The organism is Enterococcus sp. AZ011 (assembly GCF_050548355.1).
In the GTDB taxonomy this organism is placed as follows: Bacteria; Bacillota; Bacilli; order Lactobacillales; family Enterococcaceae; genus Enterococcus; species Enterococcus faecalis.
In genome coordinates, this window is the sequence record NZ_CP172959.1 from 1,694,872 (window position 1) to 1,710,065 (window position 15,194).

The following is a 15,194-nucleotide window of genomic DNA, read 5'->3' on the forward strand; positions in this document are numbered from 1 at the left end:
TGGGAAACAATAGCGACTTATTTCCGAATAATTAGATCTAATTAAACCAAAAGCAAAGGAATTCACGAACGTCTTTCAATTAACTTCTTGTTTAAATGGGAATTTCAGGTCCTCTCACAAAGCATTTTTTACTTATTTTTCAAAAAAAGCAACGAAGGAATAGACACAGCCATTCTCTCGTTGCTTCATATCCTTTTATTTGTAATCTTCTTCGTAAAAACGTCCTAAAATTTTAACATTATCTGAGATGCTGACAAAGGCATTCGGATCACTTTCTTTCATGGCTGCTTCTAAACTTGGCAACTCAAAGCGTGTCACAATAGTTAGCAAAACAGTTTGGCGGTCGTGGCGATATGCCCCTTCCGCTTCATGAATAATTGTAATACCACGGCGCATTTTCTTTTGAATCTCATCCACGACTCGATCTGGGTTTTTAGTGACAATCATAACTTGCATTTTCTTTTGCTTAGTATAAACAGCATCTGTGACCTTTCCACTTACAAAAATTGATAACGCACTGTAGAACATGTACTGCCAGCCAAATAAATAACCTGCAACGAAGACAATTAGTGCGTTAAAATAAATTGAAATCGAGCCAACGGAACGCCCCGTTTTTTTCCGAATGGTAATGCTTAGAATATCTAAGCCCCCAGAAGAAACCCCGTTTTTTAAAACAAAACCAATTCCTGATCCAGAAATCGCCCCACCAAAAATAGCACAGATAATTGGATCTTGAGTCATCACCGTTTGCGGAACAATATGCATAAATAATGAAGTTAAAGTCACGGTAATGAAAGTAAAAATTGTAAACTTCTTACCTATTTTTTTCCACGCAATAAAGAATAACGGCACATTTAACAGATACAATGTAATGGAGACAGGCACATTAAAACCGACAATTTTTGTTGAGAGGGTTGTTAAAATTTGTGCCAAGCCTGTTAAGCCACTGGAATAAATATTTCCTGGTTGATAGAAAAAGTTCATGGCAATTGATGCAAGAATAGCATAGACAATCGACACGGAAAATTTTGTTGTATAGTCATGAACTGGCAGTCCGTCATAAATTTTTTTCATAAATAATAGCCTCGTTTCAGGTTTTCAATAAATTACATTTCTTTTCATATTATACGTGGTTTACCGAGAGAAAAAAAGAGATTCCTATAATAATTACGGAAGATTCATCAAATGTTTATAGAAATGAAAAAAGAACGAAATCTTAACGATTTCGTTCTTGGGTTGTTTCATAATGGGCTCTTGGTCCACCAATATATTTAGGACGAGAATATAATGCTGTAACATGGGCCGCACCTAACGTTCGAATGCTCAAGCGAAGAGGAACTTGCACATGTTTTACATGCATACCGATAGATGTATCGCCAATGTCAATCCCTGCTTGAGCAACAATATGCTCCACTTCCACAGGTTCATCAAATTTTTCAAAGGCAGCCACTGAACAAGAACCGCCAGCATGTAATTGTGGTACTACCGAGACAATTTCAAAGCCTTTTTCTTCAGCCACACGACGTTCCATCGCTAAAGCACGATTAATATGTTCGCATCCTTGGACAGCTAAAGAGATGCCTTTTTTATCTAATTGTTCAATTAAGGTTGAGACAATCCATTGTCCTACTTCGGCACTGGAATTTTTACCAATGACGCCACCTACTACCTCGCTGGTGGTACAACCTAAAACAAATAGGTCCCCTTTTTGTAAATTTCCTGCTGTAATGACTTCTTCTGTAATTGTCACTAACTGTTCTTTTAACATTTTTTCATCGATAGTCATTTGTTCATCCTTCTTTCTTCTAAACGACCATTTTTTGGTAACACACGTTTTAATGTTTGACTCAGAGGCAATGCTACAATCACCCCAAATAAGGATTGAATGATATTCCCTGGTAAAGAGGCAATCCCCGCACCCACGCCGTAAAGCCAGCTAGTCGCTAAAGCATACCCGCTAATCATGAGGAGACTGGCTAAAAGTAATCCTAGCGTTTGCATCTTTTTATTTTTATTAAAGAAGTGCCCTGCTAACCAACCTTGTCCGCCATGAATCAATAACGAAAAAACGAACCATTGTGGATAGCCTGACAATAAATCAATTAAGCCACCGCTTAAAGCTCCGACTGTCAAGCCACCGATCGGACCAAAAAGTAAACTAGCAATGTAAATCCCTGCATCCGCCAATGTAACAAAGCCATTTGTTGCTGGGACGGGGATAATAAAGACCATTGACACAGCTACTGTTAAAGCGGTAATTACTGCATATAGACTAATTTTTCTTGTCATTATCCGCCACACCTCCTGCTAGTAATCCTTCATGCCACACACTTCCAAAAGCTGCATTTAGCTGGACCCCAGAAACAATGGCTTCATGAACGTATGTTTTTGCTAAATCAACTGCTTCAATTAACGGATATCCTTTAACTAAATTCGCACCAATTGCAGAGGCAAAGGAACAACCAGCGCCATCAATGGTGTGGGCCATTACTTTTTCTTTGACCAATTGAATATGTTGTTGTCCATCATAAAAAAAGTCACGTGCTTCTTGGCCAAGCCAACGATTACCACCTTTAATCACCACCGTTGCCGCTCCTAAAGAGTTTAACTCTTCCGCCGCTTGTTGGACTTCTTCGACGGTTGTTAATTTTCTGCCAATGAGTAATTCTGCTTCTTTTAAATTAGGCGTTATAATCGTTGCGAATGGAAAAAGTTTTTCAATCAATAACTGCATGTATCTTTTTTCATAAACTGAAGTCGTTTCTTTAAAAGCCAAGACAGGATCCAACACCACCGGCAGACCTGCGTGCTTTTTCAAAAAGGTTGCAATTTGTAACATACTTTCTTCACTGTGAATCAAGCCAATCTTGATGCCGTCTAAACTCCCGGCAGGTATGGAAGCGAGTTGCTCTTTCACCAAAGAAGTCTCAAGGTCATGAATCTGAAAATGATTCTTGGGGGCTGTAGCAAGGCAAGTTAAAGTTGATAAGCCAAAGACTTGATGATTTTCAAACGTTTTTAAATCTGTTTGAATCCCGCCACCTGAAAAAGGATCGGAACCGCCAATTGTTAAAATTATTTTTGTCATTTGTTTCGCTCCTTTATACACTCAGTTATCATACAAAGTTTTCTAAAAAGAAAAAACAGCCAATTGGCAGATTTTTAGCTCAGCCACTTTTTAAGTCTTTCGTTATCTTTTTCCTTCCTAAAGAAAGAGTGACCTCATCCGTCAATGAAGTCACTCTTTCTTTGGATTTAACACTTATTCGTCAATGGCTGTTACATCAATGTTTAATTCAAACAATTGTAATGGAGAAACTAAACTTGGTGCGTTGTTCATTGGGTCAATTGCTTTCCCGTTTTTAGGGAAGGCAATCACTTCACGAATATTTTCTTCCCCAGCCAATAGCATTGCTAAGCGGTCTAGCCCTAAAGCAATCCCTCCATGTGGCGGGAAGCCGTAATCTAATGCGTCTAGCAAGAAACCAAATTGGTCTTGTGCTTCTTCTTTTGTAAAACCTAACGTTTCAAACATTTTTTCTTGTAATTCTCGTGTATGGATCCGTAATGAGCCGCCACCTAATTCGTAGCCGTTTAAGACAACATCGTAAGCTTCCGCATACACAGAGGCTGGGTCTGTTGCTAAGCGGGCCACATCCTCTGCTTTTGGTTGTGTAAATGGATGATGAGCAGAAACATAGCGGCCAGCTTCTTCATCATATTCAAACAACGGCCAATCCACAATCCATAAGAAATTGAATTTCGATTCATCAATTAAACCTAATTCTTTACCTAAACGTGTACGTACCGCACCTAAAGCAGCGGCTACGATTTCAGGTTTATCGGCACCAAACATTAAAATATCACCGACTTCTGCATTGGTAGCAGCAATTAATTCATCACTAACTTCTGTTAAGAATTTAGCAATTGGTCCTTTTAAGCCATCTTCTTCAACTTTTAACCAAGCTAAGCCTTTTGCGCCAAATTGACTCACATACTTACCTAAGTTATCCATATCTTTACGAGAATACTTATCTGCGGCGCCTTTTGCATTCAAAGCCTTCACATGTCCACCATTTTCCAACGCTGCTTGGAAAACTTTGAAGTCTACGTCTTTCACTACATCTGCAACATCAATTAATTCCATAGCAAAACGAGTGTCGGGTTTATCGCTACCATAGCGTGCCATCGCTTCGTCATAGCTCATTCGTGGAAACGGAACAGAAATCTCAATTCCTTTTGTCTCTTTCATCACTTCAGCCAACATATTTTCTGTATATGTTTGAATTTCTTCTGGTGTTAAAAAGGTCGTTTCGATATCGATTTGTGTAAATTCTGGTTGACGGTCGCCTCGTAAATCTTCATCACGGAAACAGCGAACGATTTGGTAATAGCGATCGAAGCCTGCCCCCATTAATAATTGTTTAAAGAGTTGTGGTGATTGTGGTAAAGCATAAAAATGACCGGCATGGACACGAGAAGGAACCAAATAATCGCGAGCGCCTTCTGGTGTTGATTTGCCTAAATAAGGAGTTTCAATGTCTAAAAAGTCATGATTATCTAAATAGTGACGGATTGTTTTCGTTACTTGGTGACGTAATTTAATGTTGTTTGTCATTGATGGACGACGCAAATCTAAATAACGATATTTCATGCGCAATTCGTCATTAACGTTATTGTCATCTTCAATGGTAAATGGCGTTGTTTTCGCAGTATTTAAAATCGTAATATCAGTCGCCATCACTTCAAACTCGCCAGTTTTCATTTTTGGATTAATCGCTTCTTTATCACGATAAACGACTTGACCTTTAACTTCGATGACGTATTCACTACGACATTTATCAGCAATTTCCCATGCTTCTTTTGACTTTTCTGGGTTAAAGACCACTTGGACGATTCCTTCACGGTCACGTAAATCAATAAAGATAACGCCTCCTAAGTCACGACGTTTTTGAACCCATCCTTTTAATACAACTTCTTTTTCAATAAATTCGGCAGATACATTGCCGCAATAGGTTGTGCGTTTTGCCATTTCTCAATCTCTCCTTTTTATTCTTCAATCATTTTTGTCATCATTTCGTCATACACTTCATCAAATGAATCATGAATAGCACTTAACGGGAAGGCTTTTTCTTCGCGTGTTGCCATTGATTTTACGTTGACAATGCCTTCATTCAATTCATTTTCACCGATTGTTAAAACTAATTTTGCTTGTAATTTATCGGCCGTTTTAAATTGCGCTTTTGGTTTGCGATTCATGTAATCACGATCAGCTGAGAAACCAAAGTTACGAATGCTTTGAACAAGTTGCAAAGCTGCGACGTTGGTTTCTGAACCAATCCCAACCACATATGCGTCTAATTCAGATAACGCTGGAATCACGACTTCTTCAGCTTCCATTGTTAACAACACTCGCTCAATGCCCATACCAAAACCAAAACCTGGTGTGTCTGGGCCGCCTAATTCTTCAACTAAACCATTGTATCGGCCTCCTGCACAAATAGTTGATTGCGCACCCATTTTAGGCGCTTCACTCATAATTTCAAAAATTGTGTGTGTGTAATAATCCAGGCCGCGAACCATATTACTATCAATTTCATAAGGAATTTCTAGTAAATCTAACATATCAGTTACTGCTTCAAAATGTGCTTTAGATGGTTCATTTAAATAATCTAAAATGGAGGGCGCTTCTGCGACAATCACCTTGTCTTTTTTATCTTTGCTGTCTAACACCCGCAATGGATTTTCGTGTAAGCGACGTTGTGAATCCTCGCTTAATTCTGCCATATGGGGCTCTAAATAATCGATTAATGCTTGACGGTACGTAGCACGTGTTTCTTTATCCCCCAAAGAATTAATAACTAATTTGATTTGTTGGATGCCTAATTGTTTGAAGAAGTCCAAAGCCATAGCCATGATTTCAACATCCAATGCTGGGTTTTCACTACCAAATGCTTCCACACCAATTTGATGGAATTGACGCAAACGACCAGCTTGTGGGCGTTCATAGCGGAACATCGGCCCCATGTAATAGGTTTTATATGGTTTCGTATATTCCGGACCATATAATTTATTTTCAACGAAGGCCCGAACAATTGGCGCTGTCCCCTCAGGACGTAGCGTCACGTGACGGTCTCCTTTATCATAAAAATCATACATTTCTTTTGAAACAATATCTGTAGTATCGCCAACACTGCGAGATATTACTTCATAATGTTCAAAAATCGGGGTTCTGATTTCTTGGTATTGATAATCTTTAAAAATCAAACGAGCTGTTTCTTCCACAAATTGCCATTTTTCAGAAGTTCCTGGCAAAATATCGTTTGTTCCTTTTGGTTTTTGATAACTCATTGTCTTTCTCTCCTTCTATCATTCCACAAAAATGTGTGCGCCATTTTCTTTTTTCTAAAAATGAAAAAAGCCCTTGTATGTTGAACATACAAGGGCGTAAAAGTCTCTTTTACACGGTACCACCTAGTTTTGAAAGATTTTACTCTTTCCTCAACGATTAACGCTCGTAACGGGACGGCTTTTCTTCCGTCCATCTCCAGAATGTCTTTCACTTTCACTGTTGAAGTTGCTCTCAGCCACGGCAACTCTCTCTTCGCAGACAGATGAAACTTACTCGTTCCTTCGTAGATTTTTAATATTATCTATAAACTACTAAAGTTCTCTTAGAAAGTCAAGAGGTTCCGACAGGAAAATCAATTATTTTTCTCGTGTATCGATCACAATGGTCACTGGACCATCATTGGTTAACGACACTTGCATATCCGCGCCAAATTCTCCTGTGGCTACCGCTATTCCTTCTGCTTCTAATTGTTGATTAAATAATTCATACAAAGGAATCGCCACATCTGGACGAGCCGCTTCAATAAAACTGGGACGATTGCCTTTTTTAGTTTTTGCATAGAGGGTAAATTGAGAGATACTCAAAATTGATCCTTCAATCTCTTGAATACTGCGATTCATTTTTCCTTCGTCATCTTCAAAAACACGTAATTTACTAATTTTGCCAACAACATAAGCCACATCTTCTGGCGTGTCTTCTTGATGAATGCCCACCAGCACCATGAAGCCTTGTTTGATTTGTCCCACTATCTGCTCTTCTATCGCAACTTGTGCTTGACTGACTCTTTGAATAACTACTTTCATCTTTTTTTCCTCACTTTTAACACTTACCCATTGGTTCGACGAACACTATAAACATCTGGTACACTTTTAATTTTGTCAACGATGGTTTTTAAATGAGAAAGGTTTTGAATTTTTACAGTGACATGAATCTGGGCCATCTTATCTTTGGATGGACGAGCTTCAACGCCGACTAAATTTTTTGTCATCGAACTAATGACTTGTAAAACATCACTTAGTAAGCCACTACGATCATAGCCGTAAATCTCCAAATCGGCAGCGTATTCTTTGCGACTGTGCTCAGTATCTTCCCACTCAACTTCAATTAGACGTTGTGCTAGTTCTTCTTGATGTTGTACGTTAGGACAGTCCGCACGATGAATTGAAACGCCCCGTCCTTTGGTAATGTAACCAACGATTTCATCACCAGGCACTGGATTACAACAGCGGCTTAAACGAATCAATAGGTTGTCCACCCCTTGAATCACGATGCCGCCTTCATGACGAACTTTCATTTTTTCTGATTCTTTTTTAGCTGGTTGATTTAACAACTCTTCTGCTTCTTGACGTTGGCGTTCCAACTCTTGTTCGCGGCGTTCTTTTTCTGTTAAACGATTGCACACTACTTGCGCACTTACTTCGCCATAACCTACTGCCGCAAATAAATCATCTTCCGTTTGAAATTTAAATTTATCTAGCACTTCCGCCATTTTATTCTTCGTTAAAAATTCTTTTGGTGTAAAGCCGATTTCTGTCATGTATTTAATGACAGCATCATGCCCTTTAATAATATTATCTTCACGGTCTTGTTCTTTAAAGAAACGTTTGATTTTATTTTTAGCTTTACTTGTTTTAACCATTTTCAACCAGTCGCGACTAGGTCCGAAAGAATTCGGTGATGTTAGGACTTCAATAATATCCCCATTTTTTAGGACATAGTCTAACTGTACCATTTTGCCGTTGACCTTCGCACCGGTTGTTTTATTCCCAATTTCAGTATGGATACTGTAAGCAAAATCTAGTGGTCCGGAGCCTTTTGGCAGTTCGGTTACATCTCCACTTGGCGTAAAGACATAGACTTTGTCGCTAAAAATGTCTTCTTTCACACCTTGCATAAATTCAGAAGCATCATAGCTTTCATCTTGTAATTCAATAATTTCATGGAACCAATCGACTTGCTTCGTCAGTTCATCTGTTTCAATTTTTTCCGCTTTGCCTTCTTTATAGGCCCAGTGAGCCGCCACCCCAAATTCGGCGATTTGGTGCATCTCATGGGTCCGAATTTGGACCTCTACTGGATTCCCTTTTGGTCCAATAACTGTCGTATGGATAGATTGATACATATTCGCTTTTGGCATAGCAATATAATCTTTAAAACGACCTGGCATTGGTGTCCAACGTGTATGAATCGCCCCTAACACGGCATAGCAATCTTTAATGGAATCGACAATAACACGAATGGCTAATAAGTCATAGATTTCATTAAATTGTTTCTTTTGGTCCTTCATTTTACGATAGATTGAATAAATATGTTTTGGTCGACCATATATTTCTGCGTAAATTTCTAAATCTTCCGTAGCTAAACGAATATCTTCGACTGCTTCTGCCACATAAGCTTCACGTTCATCGCGTTTGCTTTGCATCAAATTAACAATTCGATAGTATTGGTTGGGGTTAATATAACGTAAGGCCGTATCTTCTAATTCCCATTTAATTCGACTAATCCCTAAGCGATGTGCTAAAGGCGCATAAATTTCTAAAGTTTCTTGCGCAATCCGTCGTTGCTTATCTTCACGTAAATGTTTTAATGTGCGCATATTGTGCAAACGATCGGCTAGTTTCACCATAATGACCCGTAAATCTTGCGCCATTGCCAATAACATTTTCCGATGATTTTCGGCTAATTGTTCTTCATGAGATTTATATTTAATTTTTCCTAGTTTCGTTACGCCATCGACTAACATTGCGATGTCTTCGCCAAATTCTTCTTTTAAATCGTCCAGTGTTACGTCCGTATCTTCGACAACATCATGTAAAAATCCTGTTGCTACAGTATGGGGATCCATATGTAATTCAGCCAGAATGCCTGCCACTTGAATCGGATGGATGATGTAAGGTTCACCTGATTGTCGGACTTGACCTTCGTGTGCTTTTTCAGCATAAGTTAATGCTTTTTGAACCAACTCAACATGTTCTGGTCCCATATAGGTACTTACAATTTTGATGACCGCTGGGCCTGTCAGTATTTCTTCTTTTGGCATGGTATTCACTCCTCTATGAAGGTGACCTTTGGATAAAGAACACTTCGTTCACGTTTTATCTATTTTAATAAAAAAGAAAAGTACCACTTGAAACAGTAGCACTTTCAACAACTCTATTATACTAAATTTCCCTTAAATTTCAATCACTGTCGCTTTTTTACTCTCTGTTTATTCAAAGAGAATGCCTACAAGAATTTTACAGGCGGGCTTTCGTTTAATTTAAAAGTTCCATTTGGTAGCTAACCGCACTTAAAAGATACAACGGTGCTGTTTCTGCTCGTAAAATTCTCGGACCCAACCCGCAAAGTTTCGCCCCAGCCTGCAGAAATTGTTCAATTTCTTGCGGTGCAAAGCCACCTTCAGGTCCAAAGAGCACACACAAACGTGCGCCTGGCTGGCAAGTGGATAATACTTGTGCTAATTGACTTTTTTCTCCTTGTTTTGCTGATTCTTCATACGCAACCAAGACTGTGTCATATGAGTCAAATTGCGCAATGATTTCTTGTGTTTTTTCCACCAAAGAAACACTTGGTGTCTGCTGCCGATGCGATTGCTCCGCCGCTTCTGTGGCAATTTTTTGTAATCTTTTTTCTTTGGCTGCTCTTTTTTTGTGGTCCCATTTGACAACGGAAGTTTTCGCAGGAAAGCCGATAAACTGATTGCCACCTAGCTCCGTGCCTTTTTGAACAATCCATTCTAACTTGTCCCCTTTTGGTAACCCACACGCAATCGTCACTTCAATTGGCAATTCTTTGTCCATTTCTTCTTTACTAATTTCTTTAAAGTAAACAGATGTTGAATCAATTTCCACAATCTCAGCTAAAATGGCAGTTTTATTTTGAAATACTAAATAACAACGATCATTCGGCGTCATTCGCATAACTCGCACAATATGATGATAGTTTTCATCTGCGACTTTATACAAATCTTTTTCTTGATAATCTTCTTTCATGAAATACCGTTGCATTTTACTCTTCCTCTGGTTTCTTCAAGATAATCGCATACCAATCGCCTTGATTAAAGAGTTGGTCCACCACAAAACCGACTTTCGTTAGTGCTTCTAAAACCATTGCTTTTTTATCTTCAATAATTCCAGAAATAATGAAGGTACCGTCTTGTTTTAGCAAACGCCAAGCATCTTCAATCATTAACACAATAATATCTGCCAAAATATTTGCGACGATTACATCAGCAGAATGGTCAATCCCTTTTAGTAAATCATTGGCTGACACATGAACATCGGCCGCAATAGGATTTAAATCCATATTTTCTTTTGCCGCTGCAACTGCTACTTCATCTAAATCATATGCGTAGACGTCTTTAGCCCCTAAATAGCGACTTGCAATACTCAAAACACCAGAGCCCGTTCCTACATCTAGAACTGTTTCGCCACCACGTAAAACAGTTTCTAAAGCTTGCAAGGTTAAACGAGTCGTTGGATGCGTACCTGTACCGAAAGCCATGCCCGGATCCAATGTGATAATTTTTTCTGCTTCATCTTGTGCGTGATAGGCTTCCCAACTTGGCACAATCGTTAAGAATCGTGTGACACGGACAGGATGATAATATTTTTTCCAAGCAGTTGCCCAGTCGCTTTCTGCTACTTCACTAATTGTCATTTCGTTTTTACCAATGGATAAGCCGTACTCAGGCAAGCGTAAAATATTTTCTTTCATAAATGGTAAAATTTCTGGTAAGAAGGTTGTTTCAGGAAAATAAGCCATCACAATCGCCCCTTCTTTAATGTGGGTGAATTGCTCTTTATCTAAAATTTCCCCATACAGATCACTTTCAAAATTTTCAATGTCCAACGCATCTTCAATGGCCACACCACTTGCGCCAGCTTCCATCATAATGTTTGAAATTGCTTCAACTGCTTCGCTAGCCGTTTCTACTTTTACTTCTGTCCACTTCATGTTCTCACCTCTAAATTAATAACTTGGATACGCAATCCATTGTTCTTTTTCTGTTTCTGCCACTTTTTTAATCATCGCTTCAAAATCTGCTGGCTCCCAATGCAATTCAAAAACTTCCGCTGTTTCATCTGATAAAAAGTCTAACAAATCACTTTGCCCTTCATCTAAAACCACTTTTAAATAGTGAATGAATCCGTCTAAAACTGCTTTGCGTAGCCCTTTTTTTCCTTCATAAGGAATTGTGACTAAATACTCTTCGTCATCAACGAAAGACTTTTGCGGATTGTAAAATAACAAACCATCTTCAAATTCAATGAATTCTTCTTCTGAAAGCGTACCATCAACATCATCAATCGCCACTTGCTCATTGTTTTCTGCATATAAACGAACAATGACTTCGATGGTATGGTTTTTACGATCCCAATCAAGGCCTACTTCGTAATCTGCTAAGTGTTTTTCAAGTTGTTCCTCTAAGTATGTGAGCATTGTTGCTTTTTTCATTTTCTTCATCCTTCCAGCCAAAATCTATTTGGTCTACTGCTGTTCTTTTTTGTTTAGAAATATATGGATTGCCAGCCACGACGTATCTTAAAGGCAACTCTGTCCAACGACCTTTATTGGGAATCCCAATTCGTGGTAGTGCCTCAATTTTTTTCGGAAATTTTCGTTTTTCTGGCACGAGCCGTAACGAACTAGAAAAAATCGACTGCCCATATAATTGCTTATCAATTCCTAAGGCTGCAACTAATTTACCTGGTCCATTGGTCAATTCCACGCCTTGACGTCCTTGGCGATTTTCAATCATTTTGTCGACACCTTCAACAGGTTCAATCGCGCGGATCATCACCCCTTGTGGTTTGCCTTGTTCTTGTGTCACCATATTTAAAATTAAATGCGTGTGCATAGTATATAAATAAATCGTGCCTGGTTTGTCATACATGGCTTGTAAGCGTGGCGTTTTTCTCAAGCCAAAGCTATGGGCCGCCTCATCATCAGGACCTAAATAAGCTTCTGCATCCACAATGTACCCACCTAAAACGCCTGTTGCTGTTTCGTGCTCTAAATACATCCCTAACAAGTGTTGCGCCACTTCTTCAGTTGTTTTTGTGTTAAAGATATTTATCGTTTCTTTCATTTCTTTCACCACTCCCTATCATACACGAAACCTTCCGCTATATCCATCTAAAACCCAAAAAACCACCAAAAAGCGAATGTACGTTCTTTATGTTATAATAAGATGATTATGAAAAAGGAGGTCCTTTTATGCAACAACCTTTAGCCTATCGAATGCGACCTCGTCACTTAGACGAAGTAGTTGGTCAACAACATTTAGTCGGCCCTGGTAAAATTATTCGTCGGATGGTCGAAGCCAAAATGCTTTCATCGATGATTCTTTATGGGCCGCCTGGCACTGGAAAAACCAGTATTGCCAGCGCAATCGCTGGTTCAACAAATTATGCCTTTCGCATGTTGAACGCGGCCACAGACACCAAAAAAGATTTACAAATCGTTGCTGAAGAAGCCAAAATGAGTGGCACAGTGATTTTACTGCTTGATGAAATTCACCGATTAGATAAAACAAAACAAGATTTTTTGCTCCCTCATTTAGAAAACGGACGAATTATTATGATTGGAGCCACTACCGAAAATCCATATATTACAATTAACCCTGCGATTCGTAGTCGCACGCAAATTTTTGAAGTAAAGCCCTTAACAGAAACAGACATTCAGCAAGCGATTCAAGAAGCCTTAACCGATAGCACACGTGGCTTAGGCGATTATCCCGTCCACTTAGAAGAAAAAGCATTACAACATTTGACACGCGCAACGAACGGTGACTTACGTAGTGCGCTAAATGGACTAGAATTAGCTGTTAAATCAACACCCAAAAATGAACAAGGCGAAATTAAGATCACCTTACCGATTATTGAAGAGTGCGTGCAACGAAAAGCCTTAACCCATGATAAAGATGGCGATGCCCATTATGACGTGATTTCCGCTTTCCAAAAGTCGATCCGAGGAAGCGATGTAGATGCTGCACTTCATTATTTGGGTCGCTTAGTTGAAGCAGGTGATTTACCGATTATTTGTCGTCGTTTAATGGTCATTGCTTACGAGGATATCGGTCTTGGGAATCCTGCGGCCGCCGCTCGGACAGTCACCGCTGTTCAAGCCGCCGAAAAGCTAGGGTTTCCAGAAGCTAGGATTCCTCTAGCTAGTGTCGTCATTGATTTATGTTTATCGCCAAAATCAAATTCTGCAGTCACAGCGATTGATGCTGCTTTGGCAGATATTCGACAAGGCTCTGTGGGAGATGTTCCTGATCATTTACGTGATGCCCACTATGCTGGAGCCAAAGAATTAAACCGTGGCATTGGTTATCAATACCCACATAATTTTGAAAACGGTTGGGTCAATCAGCAATACTTACCTGACAAATTAAAAGAGGCACGTTATTACGAACCGATTGATATTGGTAAATATGAACAAGCCTTACATCAGCAACTCAAGCGTATCCAAGAATGGAAACAGAAAAAATAACAAAATAATACGCTTTCAAAAAAAGAAACAATCTCGTTGCCGATTTTGAGAGAGTATGCTATTATAAAGATGGTAAATCTGTGATGTACGCGTTGTCCTTTCACTGTGTTGACCGAACATTTTTATTGATATCTAGGGATCCTGCTTGTATCAAAGTTGGTAACATGCCTTTTCTTTTGGTAGTTCAATACTGCGATCGAGGAACCCACCTGCTTATCTTGCGGGTTCAATACTCTAGGACGATTACCGGCATCGACGGATTTTACCATTTTTATGAAGATTTCTAAACAATTTGCTCTGGCAAGTTGTTTTTTTTTGGAGGACAAGATGATTCGTATACTCGTACTATTACTCGCCGTTGTCACAGGCGTAGCCAGTTATTATTTGATGAAGAAAAGTGCAGCTTTTTTACCACTCTTAAAAAAAGAAACTGCAACAGAAAGTCAACAGTTTATCGAACGTTTTGGGCGTTATTACTTGATTATCGCCATTCTAGGTGTTCTAGCGGCTATTTTTAATCGCCCGTTATTGTCAATTGGTTTTATCTTTTTTGTTTTATTACTTTCAACGTTGTTTAGTTTAACTTTTGCAAAAAAAATGTCATAAAAGACGATGAATTTAAAACTTCGTTCAAAAAGATTTTTTTGAACGAAGTTTTTTTTACAAAAAAATGCCAATATTCAGAAAAAAAGAAGCGGTTTCAGTTTCTTTTTTTCTTTGTTTGTTTTACAATTATTATAGAAACAATTAATGATTTTTTTTACGCTGAAAGGAGCGGTTATTATGTTACAACAATATCAAAAAATTATGATAGCAATCGATGGTTCTGACGAAGCAGACTTAGCCTTTAAAAAAGCGGTCAACGTCGCTAAACGAAACGATGCTGAATTACTATTAGCACATGTTGTTGATACGCGCTCTTTCCAATCAGTGTCCTCTTTTGATGGTGCGCTAGCAGAAGAAGCAATGTCAATGGCAAAAGAAACCTTAGACACCTACCAACAACAAGCGGTGGATATGGGACAAACAAAAGTCTCTAGCGTTCTAGCCTATGGTTCTCCTAAGAACATTATTGCCAAAGAATTACCAAAAGAATACAACATTGATTTAATTATGTTAGGAGCAACTGGATTAAATGCCGTTGAGCGTTTATTTATTGGCTCTGTCTCTGAATCAGTTATCCGTAACGCTAGCTGCGATGTTCTCGTTGTACGGACGGATTTAGACAACAAATTACCAAAAAATGAAGAAAAATAAAAAATAAGAAGAAACTGAGCCAACTATCACTTTTGATAGTTGGCTCAGTTTTTTCTTATTTACCTATTAAGCACACCTTGTGAGAGCA

16 protein-coding genes and 1 other RNA gene are annotated in these 15,194 nt (G+C 38.9%); 4 read left to right on the plus strand and 13 right to left on the minus strand.

Annotated elements, in window-relative coordinates; translation table 11 throughout:
• Positions 1–195: 195 nt before the first annotated feature.
• The 13 genes from IGL36_RS08205 to IGL36_RS08265 form a co-directional block, all read right to left on the minus strand.
• The gene (locus tag IGL36_RS08205; protein WP_002357090.1) at positions 196–1,074 is read right to left on the minus strand and encodes a YitT family protein; all 879 of its coding nucleotides are present in this window, start codon (positions 1,072–1,074) and stop codon (positions 196–198) included.
• Between the two features lie 142 nt (positions 1,075–1,216).
• The gene (locus IGL36_RS08210; protein ID WP_002365825.1) at positions 1,217–1,786 is read right to left on the minus strand and encodes a TIGR01440 family protein; all 570 of its coding nucleotides are present in this window, start codon (positions 1,784–1,786) and stop codon (positions 1,217–1,219) included.
• Entirely contained in the window at positions 1,783–2,289 is a 507-nt protein-coding gene (locus tag IGL36_RS08215; RefSeq protein WP_002357086.1) for an ECF transporter S component, read from the minus strand. Before IGL36_RS08215 ends, IGL36_RS08210 begins: the two co-directional genes overlap by 4 nt.
• On the minus strand, positions 2,273–3,109 hold the full coding sequence (locus tag IGL36_RS08220) for a bifunctional hydroxymethylpyrimidine kinase/phosphomethylpyrimidine kinase (protein ID WP_002385835.1): 837 nt from the start codon (positions 3,107–3,109) through the stop codon (positions 2,273–2,275). Before IGL36_RS08220 ends, IGL36_RS08215 begins: the two co-directional genes overlap by 17 nt.
• A gap of 153 nt (positions 3,110–3,262) precedes the next feature.
• Positions 3,263–5,032, minus strand: coding sequence for an aspartate--tRNA ligase (gene aspS, locus IGL36_RS08225; RefSeq protein ID WP_002360034.1), 1,770 nt, complete (start codon positions 5,030–5,032; stop codon positions 3,263–3,265).
• Positions 5,033–5,049: 17 nt separating this feature from the next.
• On the minus strand, positions 5,050–6,351 hold the full coding sequence (gene hisS / locus IGL36_RS08230; RefSeq protein WP_002362049.1) for a histidine--tRNA ligase: 1,302 nt from the start codon (positions 6,349–6,351) through the stop codon (positions 5,050–5,052).
• The gene (locus IGL36_RS08235) at positions 6,348–6,569 is read right to left on the minus strand and encodes a hypothetical protein (protein ID WP_002383130.1); all 222 of its coding nucleotides are present in this window, start codon (positions 6,567–6,569) and stop codon (positions 6,348–6,350) included. The genes hisS and IGL36_RS08235 overlap by 4 nt, the downstream gene beginning before the upstream one ends.
• Before the next feature lie 139 nt (positions 6,570–6,708).
• Complete coding sequence (gene dtd, locus IGL36_RS08240; RefSeq protein ID WP_002357080.1) at positions 6,709–7,155, minus strand: D-aminoacyl-tRNA deacylase; 447 nt, start codon at positions 7,153–7,155, stop codon at positions 6,709–6,711.
• Between the two features lie 23 nt (positions 7,156–7,178).
• Positions 7,179–9,392, minus strand: a complete 2,214-nt coding sequence (locus IGL36_RS08245) for a RelA/SpoT family protein (RefSeq protein WP_002357079.1) — start codon at positions 9,390–9,392, stop codon at positions 7,179–7,181.
• Positions 9,393–9,606: 214 nt separating this feature from the next.
• Positions 9,607–10,359, minus strand: a complete 753-nt coding sequence (locus tag IGL36_RS08250) for a 16S rRNA (uracil(1498)-N(3))-methyltransferase (RefSeq protein ID WP_002357078.1) — start codon at positions 10,357–10,359, stop codon at positions 9,607–9,609.
• A gap of 1 nt (position 10,360) precedes the next feature.
• Positions 10,361–11,308 carry a 50S ribosomal protein L11 methyltransferase gene (gene prmA / locus IGL36_RS08255; RefSeq protein WP_002357075.1) on the minus strand — a complete coding sequence of 316 codons (948 nt, stop codon included), beginning with the start codon at positions 11,306–11,308 and terminating at the stop codon, positions 10,361–10,363.
• Between the two features lie 15 nt (positions 11,309–11,323).
• Complete coding sequence (locus IGL36_RS08260) at positions 11,324–11,809, minus strand: DUF3013 family protein (protein ID WP_010717035.1); 486 nt, start codon at positions 11,807–11,809, stop codon at positions 11,324–11,326.
• Positions 11,766–12,443 (minus strand): DNA-3-methyladenine glycosylase, encoded by a 678-nt coding sequence (locus tag IGL36_RS08265; RefSeq protein ID WP_010717036.1) that lies wholly within the window; start codon positions 12,441–12,443, stop codon positions 11,766–11,768. Before IGL36_RS08265 ends, IGL36_RS08260 begins: the two co-directional genes overlap by 44 nt.
• Before the next feature lie 128 nt (positions 12,444–12,571).
• Between IGL36_RS08265 and IGL36_RS08270 the strand changes: the two genes are divergently transcribed.
• The 4 genes from IGL36_RS08270 to IGL36_RS08285 all read left to right on the plus strand — a co-directional run bounded on the left by IGL36_RS08270 (position 12,572) and on the right by IGL36_RS08285 (position 15,106).
• A complete protein-coding gene (locus IGL36_RS08270) occupies positions 12,572–13,849 on the plus strand; it encodes a replication-associated recombination protein A (RefSeq protein WP_002360030.1) in 1,278 nt (425 codons plus the stop codon).
• 72 nt (positions 13,850–13,921) lie between these two features.
• Positions 13,922–14,115: non-coding RNA, 6S RNA (ssrS, locus tag IGL36_RS08275), on the plus strand.
• A gap of 7 nt (positions 14,116–14,122) precedes the next feature.
• A complete protein-coding gene (locus tag IGL36_RS08280; protein ID WP_002357068.1) occupies positions 14,123–14,455 on the plus strand; it encodes a hypothetical protein in 333 nt (110 codons plus the stop codon).
• A 177-nt stretch (positions 14,456–14,632) separates the two neighbouring features.
• A complete protein-coding gene (locus IGL36_RS08285) occupies positions 14,633–15,106 on the plus strand; it encodes a universal stress protein (RefSeq protein WP_002357065.1) in 474 nt (157 codons plus the stop codon).
• The last annotated feature ends 88 nt before the right edge of the window (positions 15,107–15,194 follow it).